Source organism: Pseudoalteromonas caenipelagi (assembly GCF_013140855.1).
GTDB lineage: Bacteria > Pseudomonadota > Gammaproteobacteria > Enterobacterales > Alteromonadaceae > Pseudoalteromonas > Pseudoalteromonas caenipelagi.
In genome coordinates this window covers 65397-79370 of the sequence record NZ_JABBPG010000001.1, presented here as the reverse complement: position 1 = coordinate 79370, position 13974 = coordinate 65397, and the positions used below count along the sequence as shown (strand labels likewise).

The 13974-nt window shown below is 41.7% G+C and carries 11 protein-coding genes; 7 read left to right on the top strand and 4 right to left on the bottom strand.

Annotation, left to right across the window (positions count from 1 at the left end; all coding sequences use genetic code 11):
- Positions 1 to 94 precede the first annotated feature (94 nt).
- From HG263_RS00360 to HG263_RS00345, 4 genes are all read left to right on the top strand, one after another.
- Entirely contained in the window at positions 95 to 1219 is a 1125-nt protein-coding gene (locus HG263_RS00360) for an S-(hydroxymethyl)glutathione dehydrogenase/class III alcohol dehydrogenase (RefSeq protein WP_216628321.1), read from the top strand.
- A 9-nt stretch (positions 1220 to 1228) separates the two neighbouring features.
- Entirely contained in the window at positions 1229 to 2068 is an 840-nt protein-coding gene (fghA, locus tag HG263_RS00355) for an S-formylglutathione hydrolase (protein WP_171624108.1), read from the top strand.
- 161 nt (positions 2069 to 2229) lie between these two features.
- Positions 2230 to 4125 (top strand): DUF294 nucleotidyltransferase-like domain-containing protein, encoded by a 1896-nt coding sequence (locus tag HG263_RS00350; protein WP_171624107.1) that lies wholly within the window; start codon positions 2230 to 2232, stop codon positions 4123 to 4125.
- Between the two features lie 36 nt (positions 4126 to 4161).
- Entirely contained in the window at positions 4162 to 4863 is a 702-nt protein-coding gene (locus HG263_RS00345) for a 3'-5' exonuclease (RefSeq protein WP_171624106.1), read from the top strand.
- Between the two features lie 153 nt (positions 4864 to 5016).
- Here HG263_RS00345 and HG263_RS00340 read toward each other — a convergent pair whose 3' ends face one another.
- On the bottom strand, positions 5017 to 6597 hold the full coding sequence (locus HG263_RS00340; protein WP_171624882.1) for a BCCT family transporter: 1581 nt from the start codon (positions 6595 to 6597) through the stop codon (positions 5017 to 5019).
- A 731-nt stretch (positions 6598 to 7328) separates the two neighbouring features.
- Between HG263_RS00340 and HG263_RS22790 the strand changes: the two genes are divergently transcribed.
- Positions 7329 to 7583: a transporter substrate-binding domain-containing protein gene (locus tag HG263_RS22790; RefSeq protein WP_439331977.1), complete on the top strand. Its 255-nt coding sequence runs from the start codon at positions 7329 to 7331 to the stop codon at positions 7581 to 7583.
- 39 nt (positions 7584 to 7622) lie between these two features.
- Positions 7623 to 8120, top strand: a complete 498-nt coding sequence (locus HG263_RS00330) for a substrate-binding periplasmic protein (RefSeq protein WP_171624104.1) — start codon at positions 7623 to 7625, stop codon at positions 8118 to 8120.
- 172 nt (positions 8121 to 8292) lie between these two features.
- On the opposite strand, the gene HG263_RS00325 is transcribed toward HG263_RS00330, so the two are convergent.
- Positions 8293 to 10191, bottom strand: a complete 1899-nt coding sequence (locus HG263_RS00325; protein ID WP_171624103.1) for a beta-ketoacyl synthase — start codon at positions 10189 to 10191, stop codon at positions 8293 to 8295.
- Between the two features lie 117 nt (positions 10192 to 10308).
- On the opposite strand from HG263_RS00325, the gene HG263_RS00320 reads away from it, so the two are divergent.
- The gene (locus HG263_RS00320; RefSeq protein ID WP_171624102.1) at positions 10309 to 11301 is read left to right on the top strand and encodes a GlxA family transcriptional regulator; all 993 of its coding nucleotides are present in this window, start codon (positions 10309 to 10311) and stop codon (positions 11299 to 11301) included.
- A gap of 42 nt (positions 11302 to 11343) precedes the next feature.
- Here the strand turns inward: HG263_RS00320 and HG263_RS00315 are convergent, their stop codons facing one another.
- Positions 11344 to 13173, bottom strand: coding sequence for a serine hydrolase domain-containing protein (locus HG263_RS00315; RefSeq protein WP_171624101.1), 1830 nt, complete (start codon positions 13171 to 13173; stop codon positions 11344 to 11346).
- Between the two features lie 531 nt (positions 13174 to 13704).
- Positions 13705 to 13875 (bottom strand): hypothetical protein, encoded by a 171-nt coding sequence (locus HG263_RS00310; protein WP_171624100.1) that lies wholly within the window; start codon positions 13873 to 13875, stop codon positions 13705 to 13707.
- Positions 13876 to 13974 lie beyond the last annotated feature (99 nt).

The window sequence follows — 13974 nt, the reverse complement described above, 5'->3', positions numbered from 1 at the left end:
ATACGTAAAAGTGTTTTAGATATTTTGATATTATCAAAAATTAGAAAGTAATTATACTTTACCCATCTTGTATTAATAACAATGAGAAACAACCATGTCAGAATTTATAAAATCAAAAGCAGCTATCGCTTGGGGGCCAGGACAACCTTTAAGTATTGAAGAAGTCGACGTCATGATGCCAAAAGCAGGTGAAGTACTTGTTAAGATAACCGCTACTGGCGTGTGTCATACCGATGCGTTCACGCTCTCAGGTGAAGACCCTGAAGGAGTATTCCCTGCTATTTTAGGCCATGAAGGTGCTGGCATCGTGGAAGCCGTTGGTGAAGGCGTAACTAGCGTGGCTGTTGGCGACCACGTCATTCCGCTTTACACACCAGAGTGCGGCGAGTGCAAATTCTGTAAGTCAGGAAAAACCAACCTGTGTCAAAAGATCCGTGAAACCCAAGGTAAAGGGCTTATGCCGGACGGTACCACTCGCTTTTATAAAGATGGAAAACCTATCTATCACTACATGGGCACCTCAACATTCTCTGAGTATACCGTGTTACCAGAAATTTCTTTAGCTAAGGTAAATCCACAAGCACCACTTGAAGAGATTTGTTTATTAGGATGTGGCGTTACAACCGGTATGGGCGCAGTAATGAATACCGCAAAAGTACAACCAGGTGATACGGTCGCCATTTTTGGACTAGGTGGTATTGGTTTATCCGCAATTATTGGCGCTACCATGGCAGGCGCAAAGCGCATCATAGGTATCGACATTAACGAAAGCAAGTTTGCTTTAGCAACTAAGCTTGGCGCCACTGATGTTATCAATCCTAAGAATTATGACAAACCAATTCAAGAAGTGATTGTAGAGATGACCGATGGCGGTGTTGATTTCTCTTTTGAGTGTATTGGTAATGTTGATGTTATGCGCTCTGCACTTGAATGCTGCCATAAAGGTTGGGGAGAATCTGTGATTATAGGGGTTGCTGGTGCAGGCCAAGAAATATCTACTCGCCCATTTCAGTTAGTAACTGGTCGTGTATGGCGTGGCAGTGCTTTTGGCGGCGTAAAAGGTCGTTCGGAGCTACCTGAAATTGTTGAACGCTATATGGCTGGCGAATTCAAATTAGATGACTTCATCACCCATACCATGGCCCTTGAAGATATTAATGAGGCATTTGAGCTAATGCATCAAGGTAAGAGTATTCGCTCGGTTGTTCACTATAAATAAGAGGCTTTTATGGAACTTGTCGCCAGCAATAAAGTAGTTGGCGGCTGGCATAAGCGCTATCGCCATGCTAGCACAACTACTCAATGTGATATGACCTTTGCGGTTTTTTTACCTGAAATTACCAATACGGGACAAAAAGTACCGGTGCTCTACTGGTTATCGGGTCTGACCTGTACCGATGAAAACTTTATGCAAAAGGCCGGTGCTTTTAAAGTTGCCAATGAATTAGGTATTGCCATTGTAGCGCCAGATACAAGCCCTCGAGGCGATAACGTACCTGATGATCCCAAAGGCGATTATGATTTTGGCTTAGGTGCAGGATTTTATCTTAATGCAACCATGCCGCCATTTGATAAACATTATCAAATGTATGACTATGTGGTTACTGAACTGCCACAGCTCATCAAAAGTCACTTTCCTGTAACACAACAGCAGGCGATCAGTGGTCACTCTATGGGCGGCCATGGGGCACTAACGATTGGTTTGCGCAATATAGAACAGTACTCCAGTATATCTGCGTTTAGCCCAATTGTGCATCCTCAACAATGCCCCTGGGGTATCAAGGCGTTCACAGGTTATTTAGGAATTGATACTAAAACTTGGCAGAAATATGACGCAACTGCGCTTATGTCTACCAACGAATTTGAGCAGCCAATACCTATTTTAATAGATCAAGGTGATGCAGACGGCTTTTTAGATGAACAGTTACAGCCATGGCATCTGCAAAAAGCGGCTGAACATATCAACTATCCGCTTACCTTTAACATGCGCGAAGGATACGATCACAGTTACTTTTTCATCAGTAGCTTCATAGATGAACACTTGCGCTTTCACGCATCACACTTTTAACAGTAAAAGCGAGTGTGTAATTCGCTCACTCGCTCGTTTGTGCCTTTTTAATTTAGTCGCCAGTGACATTACCTGATTGCTCCAGTTGTAAGCGCAGCATTGCAAATTGCCTTGCTCTCTCCCACAATAGGGTAAATGACCGTTTTATATAAAGGCAAATCATGGAAGTTGAACATCAGGAAATTGCCAACTTTTTAGAAGCTTACCCACCGTTTTGTGATTTACCAGTAAAGTGGTTAAATAAACTTGCCAGTCACGTTGAAGTAAGTTACTACCGCGAAAACAGCGAAATATTTGAGTACGGTCAGCAAATTACTTTTTTATACGTTATACGCTCTGGTGCCGTTGAGTTATTCCGTCGTTCCGGAGAGCTGTATCACCGTATTTCTACCGGCGGTATTTTTGGACACCGCGGCTTGTTGATGAACCGACAAGTACGTTTTGGCGCAAAAACACTCGAAGATACCTTAGTTTATTGTATTCCTGTAGATATCTTTGACGAATACTGTCATGAATTTGAGTTTTTTGCAGACTACTTTGAGGCTGACGACAACACCCGTTTAAAAATGACTGTCTCCGAAAATGCCGACAATAATGATTTGACCACAGCAAAGGTCACTAAACTTATCTTAAGGGACGTTGTATATGTTGATCAAAACAATACTGTACAACAAGCTGCAAAAGTTATGGCCGAAGAGCAAGTGTCATCACTACTCATATTTGACCCAGCAAAACCGATAATGGAAGACCCAGAAGAAGATGATGCGCAAGTTGTTGGGTTAGTGAGCGACCGAGATTTACGCACTAAAGTAGTCGCGCAGGGCTTACCCTACGATACCCCCATCGCCGACATTATGACGACTGATGTGCTGATCATTGACTCTAATGCATACGTGTTTGAAGCAATGATGCTGATGTTAAGAGACAATGTACATCATTTGCCGATAGTGCATAAACGTAAGCCTATAGGTATGCTCACATTGTCTGATATTTTACGCTATGAATCGCAAAGCAGCTTGCTGTTTGTACAAGGTCTCATGGAGCAAAAAAGTGTTGACGATTTAGCACGCTATTCAACGCAACTGAGCACAATTTTTACTCGCATGGTCAACGAAGATGCTAATTCGCATATGATAGGCTCGGCGATGTCTATCATTGGTAAAACATTTAAACATAAACTGTTAGAGCTTGCTGAAGCCAAACTTGGTCCGCCCCCAATTCCGTACTGCTTTATCGCCTTAGGCTCAATGGCCCGTGATGAGCAACTAATTGTGACTGATCAAGACAATGCCCTGATATTAGACAATTGTTACCAAGCAAATGAACATGGCGCTTACTTTGAACAGCTTGCCAAATTTGTCTGTGATGGGCTTGCAAACTGTGGCTATAAATATTGTGACGGCGGTATCATGGCGAGCAATCCAGCTTGGCGACTCACCCTAGAACAATGGCAAGCCCAGTTTAACGACTGGATAGAAAACCCAAAACCAGAGGCTCTATTGAACAGTTCAATATTTTTCGATTTGGAAGGGGTTTGGGGAGAAATAAAATGGGCAGAAAAACTCACCGCCTTTATCAGTAAAAAAGCCCAAAACACACCTAACTTCTTGGCCGCTATGGCTCATAATGCACTAAGAAGAACCCCCCCTTTGGGGTTCTTTAACGGCTTTGTGCTTGAGCAAGATGGTGCACATAAGCGCTCGATGAACATTAAACGCCGCGGCACAGCCCCCCTTTCAGATTTAGTACGCGTGCACGCTTTAGCGGTTGGGTCTAGAAAGCAAAACTCTTTTGAACGCTTAGAAGACATCAACGAAGCCAATATTTTACCCAAGGGTAAGGTACAAGACCTAGAAGCAGCGCTAGAATATATTGCAATAATGCGTATCAAGCATCAATCTTGGCAAATTGAGCATGGCGAAAAGCCCGATAACAGTTTGCCACCCGAAACTTTATCTGAGTTCGAACAAAGAAACCTAAAAGAAGCCTTTGGTGTATTAGACAAAGCACAAAGCTTTTTGAAGTTTAGATATCAAAACAAAGCAAAAATGAAATAAAGGTGGCATTGATGTACCTACGCAGTGCAATGAATTATGCAGGGTAAAATTATATCGTGGCAAAGCCGTTTTAAGCGACTTGCCGAGGTTACAAAAGACCCTCGACTGAAAAACTTTTACCAACAAGGCGTTCCTGACCCATTTGCCTCCTTGGAAAGCACCGACTTCGTCGCGCTAGACTTTGAGACAACAGGCTTAGACCCAGCTAAAGATGATATCGTCAGTGTTGGCGTTGTGCCATTTGACCTTAAGCGGATCCGCTGTGCGCAAGCCAAGCATTGGTTAGTTAAACCTAATTGTATGCTCAGTGAGGAGTCCGTTATCTTACACAGGATAACCCACTCACAAATTGCAATGGCGCCAGATTTAAGTGACGTTTTAGACGAAATATTGTCTGCATTAAGAGGCAAAATCATCGTGGTGCATTATCAGTTTGTTGAAAAAAAGTTTTTTCATGCGGCGTTGATGTCAAGATTGGGTGAGGGTATCGAGTTTCCTGTCATCGACACGATGGTGATAGAAAAACGTGCTATTGATAAGCACCGCTCTTGGCTAGACTGGATCTGTCGTAAGCCAATTCCTTCTATACGCCTAGCTGATTGCAGAAAGCGTTATGGCTTGCCATATTATCAGCCTCATCACGCCTTGTCTGATGCATTGGCAACAGCCGAACTGCTACAAGCGCAATCGCAATATTACTTAAACCCAAAAACCATGATTAAAGATATTTGGGGTTAGTTTAAATCTGCTAAAAAAGCGAGATCAGATGTTAAGGCAATTAGCTTAACAGCTCCAAATCTTCATCAGGAAGACGACATATGTACGCTTGGGTACTGTCGTCTTCCTAGTTAATCTCGTCTTTCGCCTTTCTAATTATCCTAAACTAATCTGTCAGTAGCTGTTTTTAGGCTCCGTTCGTAGTCCTAAAATTAAGCTAATGCACATTAATAGCAGTACAAAAGTAAACGGCAAACCGGTAGAAATCGCACCAGCTTGTAACGCTTCAATCGCTTCAGTACCACCAATCCAAAGCAACGCAGCCGCAATAGCCCCTTCCGTACTCGCCCAAAAAATACGCTGAGGTATTGGCGCATCAATTTTGCCGCCAGCTGTAATACTATCAATCACAAGAGAGCCCGAGTCTGACGAAGTGATGAAAAATACCAAGACTAAGATTATGGCGATTACAGATAAAACATTACTCATAGGCAAGCTATCAAACATTTGGAACATCGCTAACGGTACTTTGGTTAGCCCTTCAGTACCCAGTGCACCAACCCCATTTTTTACCTGGTCAATGGCAATTCCACCGTAAATTGACATCCAAACGACCGTAACAAGTGTTGGAATAAGCAACACAGCGGTAATAAATTCACGAATTGTGCGCCCTTCTGACACGCGCGCAATGAACATTCCTACAAATGGTGACCATGAAATCCACCATGCCCAATAAAATACCGTCCAGCCTTGAAACCAAGCTTCATCTTCACGACCATGTGGGTTGCTCAATGGGATGATATTTTCAACATAAGCCAGCAATGTGGTTGGGATGTTTCCTAGCACAATGGCAAAGCCAACCGCACCGACAAACACAAGCAACACTAGAGCGATAACCATATTAGTATTACTAAGTACCTTAACACCACCATCAATACCGCGTACAACTGAGATAATTGCCAGCGCAGTCACCCCGATAATTATGCCAATTTGCAGCCCTAGTCCTGCTTCAACTCCGAATACATGTTCAATACCAGCACCTGCTTGCTGAGCACCTAAACCTAGCGATGTTGCCAAGCCGAACAAAGTCGCTAACACCGCCAGAATATCAATAATATGACCAGGCCACCCCCAAGCGCGATCACCTAAAATAGGGTAGAAAATCGAACGAATAGATAGGGGTAAACCTTTATTGTAAGCAAAAAATGCTAATGACAGCGCCACGACCGCGTAAATAGCCCAAGGGTGTAAACCCCAATGATACATGGTTGCCCCCATCGCCATTTTCGCAGCTTCTGGAGTATTTGCGGTCACGTTCAGCGGCGTTTCGTACCAGCCTGTATAATAAGCAACGGGCTCTGCAACCCCCCAAAACATCAGGCCAATACCCATGCCTGCAGCAAATAACATCGCTAACCATGACACTCGAGAATAGCTAGGTTTAGCATTTGCTCCCCCCAGGCGAATCTTACCAAACGGAGACACCACCAGAGCAAGGCAAAAAACCACAAACAAATTGCCCGACCACATAAACAACGCGTCGAAGGTACCAATAATGTCCCATTTGATACCATCTAAAGTGGATTTAGCAACTTCGGAGTCAACAAGTAAAATCGCAACTAAAAACGCCAAAATTAATCCCGCACTAACACCGAATACGGGGTTGTGTACATCAAATCCCCACTTTTGAACATTATCTTGTCCAACCGTGTAATCGGTATTATCAATACTGTACTTATCGTGGTTATTACCCATGATATCCTCTTGCTTTTCATCGTGATACAACACAAGCCACATATATAGAACACATTTAGAGTGCCTGTATTCGTTTTATGACCTAGGTATGAAACAGTAAGTAGTGCAGTTGCAAAAATTTTAAAATGTAGCAACTGACATGCGTCTGAGCCACATTTCAAGTTGTTATAACCAAAACGCCTAAATTAGCATTACCGCATTTACATCTTAAGTGTTACAAAACAATAGCTTATAAACATCTCGCGCAAACCAGAAATAATGCAAATAACGCAGTACAGCGTTTTAAACAGAGTGATATAAGATGGGTTTATGTTAGTTACAGCGACAACGAGTGCCTAAATTATTGTAATTAAGATAAACCAACCAAACTGTTGATGCTTCAGCTTGTTATTTCAACCTCTAAATTGGTCGATACAACTTGCAACCACTCTTCCCTACTGACTCCTTTAGTTTAGGGCTTCATATTCAAAAGTAAATGAAAGCTGAATATTTTATCTTAAAATCATATGCTTCTAACCTATAAACACAAGCGATTGGTGGTTTAATATACGGTGGGTAAGCAGGTCTTAAGACATAATTTGTAAGCTAACTAAGGCTTACAATTCTATGGTGGTATTTTACTCAACACCAAGCTAGTGTCGACAGGCAATATTAGCATGCTTATAGCATTTTACAGTTACGATAGCTCACCTATACTGTTAGCTAACTAACACAATTTATTGGCTTTTTATATGTTTCGTTGGTGTTCATTAATATTTCTGACACTTTGCTACAACACTTTAGCGAGCGTTGAAATTTTAACTAGCCAAGAACCCCCTGTGAACTTTCGTTCGAGGGATGGCGCACTAACCGGCTTTAGCGTTGATATTGTAAAAGAAATGCAAAAACGTGTGGACGATAAAAGTGATATTTATATGTACCCGTGGAAGCGCGCCTATAACATGGCCCTTAAAAAGCCCAATGTCATTCTTTTTACCATGAGCTGAAACCCTCAACGTGAAGACAAGTTTTATTGGCTAACACAAGTGACAACGCGTCATTCTATTCTATGGGGTCAAGCTAACGGGCGTTTAAAAATAGAGTCGCTCGTTGACGCATCGCGAGTAAAAGGAATTTGCGTTATTCGTGGAGGAAATCGAGAAGCTTTCTTAGCAACAAAAGGATTTGAAAACTTGGTCCCTGTCGAAGCCCCCGGACAATGTTTGAACATGCTACTTGCAGGACGCATTGAACTCATTTTTATGTCGTCACTTGAAGTTGCGTCACTTGCCACGATGCACAACACCTCGAAGACAAAGTTAGTCCCTTTGTATAAGGTGTTTAGTAATAAAAGCTATATTGCTATGTCAAAAAATGGAACTTCAGCGCAAACAGTTAAACAATGGCAAGATACAACTCAAGCAATGAAAGACGATGGTACTTTTTCACGTATAGCAAACAAGTGGAGCGACTATATTTTAAAGCATTATGCAATGCCAACATACGTAAAAAATAACGTTCTTATATTCGAGCAAAAGAGGTAACGGCGCTTTATGAGGTATGAGTTTTTATTAAATGAGAGAATTTCAATGCGATATATGAGTAATGTAGCATCCTGATTTATATAAATTGCAAATGACAAAGTACTAAATTCACTGATTCAAACAAAAAGGCGCTCATCCTGAGCGCCCAACTTTGCTTAACAATTCTTAGTCATTAACTTAAATCTGTGTACTGATTATTTCCGGTCAAAGAGATCTCTTTGTCAAATCCTGGAATAGACACGGCATCTTTACCAATTAGTAGCTCTGATTCATCTATTTGACCTTCTCCAAATCGATAAATAAGTTGGTATTGCCCTAAGTCTGCTGCTTGTTGATAACTGTGTTGTGCCTGCTGAGTAACCATACTTTTTTGTTGGTAACTAGCAAGCACATCATCATTGTAGCGTTTTCCTAGTAGCTTCATTGTTTGCTTAGGCGAGAACACCGTTGCAGTTGCATTATTACCGCCAAACCCTTTCGAGTTGATAAAGGCAATATCCATATCATCGCACTCATAATGTTCGGTACGAATGTCTAAATGCTCACTGTATACATCATCTGCAACGCTATCTATTGTTGTGATCCCAGGCATAATATTGTGACTGAAGACCCCTAGAGCCATGGCTAATTGATCACCACTGGCAGGAGCAATCGTGTGCCCAACATAGGCCTTTGGCGCAGCGATTTTCCAATTATTAATTGCAAACGCCTCAGCGACCTTATGGTAAATTAAGGACTCTGTAACCCGATTTTGCGGTGTACTTGAGCCATGAGCCAAGATAAAACTACGTTCACGCAACGCTTCACTGCCCGCTATTTGCTCAGCTAACGCAACCGATTTTGCCATCGTAATATAATTACCAGGTCCTGGGGCAGTAATTGACTTTTTAATACCATCAGCATTAACAAACACATCAACAACAGAGCCCATTACTTGTGCGCCCAAAGATAATGCTAGCTCGTCATCCATTAATATAGCGACCTGTGCGCCCTCACCTATGGTAAAACCACAGTTTTCACCAAATGGACGGCTAGTACGTCGATAATCAACCTCGTCACTATTATCTAATTTTTTCAGCCCTTCTTCGTTGGCAAGCGCACCCATAGTGCCAAAGCCTTCAATCACTTCAGGTGTTAAAGCACACTCAACGCTCGCTACAATCGCAACACGAGTGCGACCGGCTTGAATATCATTCACCGCAGAACGTAAATTATATAGAAATGTAGCGCATGCTCCAGAAGTACTAAATGCAGTACCTACGCTACCTGTAACGTATGCGTTAATAAAGTCTGTGGACATGGTATTGAGGCCAAGCGCAAGCTGTTTAGTGCTTACGCGCTCGCCTTTCATTCGGGCACGGATCAACCCGCCAAATCCCTCATCATTCATTTGGCCAGCAATTGATGCTGAATAGGTGCCTATTTGGTCAGGTCGAACACTATTCATTACTGTATGCCAATCAAGACCTGTTGAGCGCACAGCATCTGTCGCTGCAAAAATCGTCGCTTGCAAGCCTCTTGGCTGATAACGACTGTTATACATCGCTGCTGGGTCAAACCCCGTTGGAAATTGACCCGCTGCTTTAATTGGGTTGTCGCGGTAACTATCGTGCTTGATTTCTAACTGATCGGGCACAATCACGGTTACTAACTTGCTATCCAACTCAGTAACCTTCCAGCTACTTGGTACTGGTGTAGGTAAGTCACGCTTTTTACAAGTGAAACGCAAACCAGTGTCATCACAGCCTTTAATTGTCAGCTTTTGCTGCCAATGCGTGGCATCTACATCAAAATGGTTACTTTCTATTTTACGGATCAGCGTACCCGCTTTTATTTGCTCGCCAAAACGCGCTTCAATTTGCGCTTTTTCGATTACTTCACCATCGCTTGTCACTAACTGGCCATCTTGATAACGAACCAAGTTCATAAGCGTGGCTAAGCCTAAAAATGTCTCTTGTCGTGCGCTTTGCGTTAATTTATCTAACACAATACGACGGAATCCTTGATGAAATGAAGTACGCCCAGCGGCGTTAATGCCCCCCATTCCAACAATAATTGGTAGTGCTGTCATTTTGATTTGTTCTGTTTAGCCAAATATGTACTGATTTTAATTGGAACTTTAAATTTAGATAATGCAAAATTGGCCACATATTGCAAAAAATTAGCCATAAGGGAGTGGTCAGTCCAGATGAATCAGCCAATTCACGTTGCGTTTACCCTTTACAGACACATGCTATTCACCAGCGTGACGTTACCTGCAGAGATGCTCAGAGCAGGAGAAGCGTTCGCAAAGCGACACCTAGGCAGTGACTTTAGGCCACTCAAACTATCGTGGCTAAGTGACCCTGAGCACATCATAGATAATGAACTTGGGCTTCAATTAAAGCCAACAGGTAACTTTAGTGAATTGTCATATCAAGACTATGTGATAGTACCCAGTATCTGGCGAAATCCCAGACCCGTTATTCGTCAAACAGCTCAGCTTGCAAATGACTTAAAAACCAGTTGGCAAAATGGCGGCACCATTATTGGCGTAGGCACAGGCGTTTGCTTTTTAGCCGAGTCAGGTTTACTTGATAGTCACCCTGCAACCACGCACTGGCATTATGCCAAGCAGTTTGCTCGTTATTACCCTTCAGTCGATTTAAAACCTGACTTTTTTATCACCCAATCTGAGCGTATTTACACCGTTGCTAGCTTAAATGCACTGGCAGATGTCATCGTACACTTAATCGCTTTATTGTATGGCAAAGCTGCAGCAAATCATGTTCAGCAAAATTTTTCCCATGAGATTCGTAAGCCCTACGAAGAGCAAAGATATTTAGAAGGGGCTGTCGACAAGCACCCAGACGAGCAAATTGCTGCCATTCAGTTTTGGTTAAAAAACAACTACAACAATGAGTTATCTCTTAGTGAAGTCGCAGCACAATTCGATATGAGTCAACGTACTTTTAATCGACGTTTTAAATCTGCAACAGGACAAACTGCCACCGACTATTTGCAAGCTTTGCGCCTGGAAAGTGCCAAGGAGCTGCTTGCAAATAGTAATTTATCAATTCAAGAGATAGCCATGTCTGTTGGCTTCAATTCTCAGGGACTACTTACGCGAATATTCAAAGCGCGGCTGAATCAAACCCCTAGCGAATATCGAAAAGTAGTTAGAAAAAAACTATTTTCGTAACGATTATTATATTTACTATCCATAAGCACTAATTCGCTCGCTTTAACGCCAGAAAGTCATTGGTAGCTGGCCCCACGCAAATAATACAGCGCATAGTACCAACAACAAAACTAATGCGAGCATGTCTAGCATTTTCATCTTGTGTTCAGACACTTTATAAAAACAAAGATACAAGGAGTATAAAGCGGATATAGGCAACAGTGCGGATACAAGCGCCAGCGATATGCTGGCCGCTGTTACATCACCAAATGCCAAAAATGACTGCTGAGAATAAAAATATGCTGGTACAGTAAATAGACTTACGTTAACGCTGACCAAGCCTACGCCATGTAATCCTAATCGATTGCGCGTTATTAGTCTGTACACACCAATAAGTAATAGATACAACAACGCCAATAGACCTAGTATCAAACTGACCCAATAAAACAGAATGTCTGTGATTGGCCCTTTTTGATACGTTTTAAGACCGTCGCTAAGCATCAGTTTACCGTTTTGGGTTTGGTACAGCACGTGTGAAGCCTGCACCCGAGTCTCGTCGCGATAAAGGTTTTCACCAATAGGCATCAAACGTTTGTCCTCTGATTGTAAAGATTTAATCGTTAGGTTGTGGCCATTGCCTTCAAGCCAAATAAAATTGAATAACCTATCTAAAAACTCAAACTCGACTCTGCTGTTAGGCGATAAAAAATATAACCCAGCTAATTGCAGCTCGTTCTGTACGGTGTTTGCAGCCAAAGTAGGAGCCTGTTTTCTAATGGCTAACTTGGTTATAAACAGCTGATTAAACTTTTCATAATCAGCTTGTTCGCTATCCGTATTAATGGCATAAAAAAAGCCTTTTTGTTCACTAGGAAATAAGCACATGTACGCTCTAAAACCAAATGTGGTTCCTGGGTGACACATGCCTACTACGCCATGTCTATCTCTTATCGCAAAAGCTAATCCATGACCAATATCCAATCCAGCTTGATGAGCGTCAGTGCCATCAGGATATCCAAGCATTGTCATCAGGTGGGGAGCAACAAAGGTCTGCCCTTTCAAACGACCATCACTGAGCACAAATGCCATATATTTAACCATGTCTTGTGCCGTTGTTGTAAATTGACCAGAAGCGCGTAGATACATCGCTACCGCAGTTTGCTCAACATTGTTTTCATGGTAACCCATAGCAAGCAATGGATCGGCTTTATCACCAACCTGAGAAACAAACTCAAACGTACTCGCGTGCATTTCTAAGGGTTTTAGTAATTCATTGTCTAAATACGCTTCGTACCTTTGCCCTGTTACACGCTCGATAACCATTGCTAACAGGGTATAACCCATATTCGAGTAGAGATACTGTGTTCCTGGCTCAACTCTGACTTTTAGTAGAGTCTTGTCTTTGGACATAAATGCATGTGCAAGTGGTGTATCTGGTAAAGGCGAGGTGTTTAAAAATTGCCACATTCGAATATTGTCGATACCCGCAGTATGAGCAAGCAAATGCTTTACGGTGATTGCAGAGGTTCTTGCCCAAGGATTATCGAAGGGTAATTCAGGCAACAACAACTCTACATTGCTCTCTAGAGATAACACGCCTTGCGTTATTAATCGCAAAACACCGATGGCAAGCACAGATTTTGATACGGACCCTACATGCATCTTTTGCTGTGCTTGCATTACCTGCGATTTGGAGACATTCGCAAAACCAAAACTACCAGTTTCTACTTGCTGATCAGAAATCGTTGCCCATGTAACTCCTATTAAGCCCTCTTCGCTGACCACCTCATTAATTCGCTTTTCAAAGTCTTGGTCGCTACTGGCTTGCGAGTCCATCGCACCTAAGATGCTAACTATGATTATCAGTAGTCTAAGCACAGCTTTATTTATCATTATTTTCCCTAGCTTACGGTTTGTATTATTCTTTAAGTGCAGCTAACTTAACTTGCTCAATGTGAAACGAATGTGAAATACCTTTCACACTTGCTTTCCCATTAAAACCTTAATTTTTTATCCTAAAAACTGTACTGACATTGCTGTTGTGCAAATGGCTAAGAGCTGTGTATTTGATAATGGAAGAGTTAGAATAAAGTTGACATGCAAGTAAATTGAATTAGAACCACAGCAACACAAACAAATACAGGTGCTTTGCTGATGCTGACCCACATATTGATTAAATAAAAGACAGGATAGAAAAAAAACAGCAAAAGAGTATGTTTAGATTATTACTCTCTATTATTACCTACTGAGTATTATATAAAGGAGTTTAGTCGAACTTGTGTATCGCTTTCATCAAATAAGCCTGTAGTATTGGCATTTCATGATAGGACGGCTAAATAAAAGGGAAAATATGCAAGTTTTGTTACTTAAATAATAAAGAGGAAGCCTATAAAAACATCGCGACCTCTTTTTGAATTCAAGAGATTAACAACCTAGGCGACAGCTCCAACCTGAATCACCATCACCATTGTGACACTTATCTGTTTCATCTATATGCATAAAACCACCAGCCACATTAGGTGTAAAGTTTACAGGTACAGCCTTACTATCTCTGCTCAAATTTTTAAATTTCTTCTTATTCAATTTTATTTTCATAATAACACTCCTTTTACATTCTATAAACCAAACACAAACATAATGACAGATTGATTATTTTGCAAGCAATAAATTTTACTGCATTACTATTAATAAACA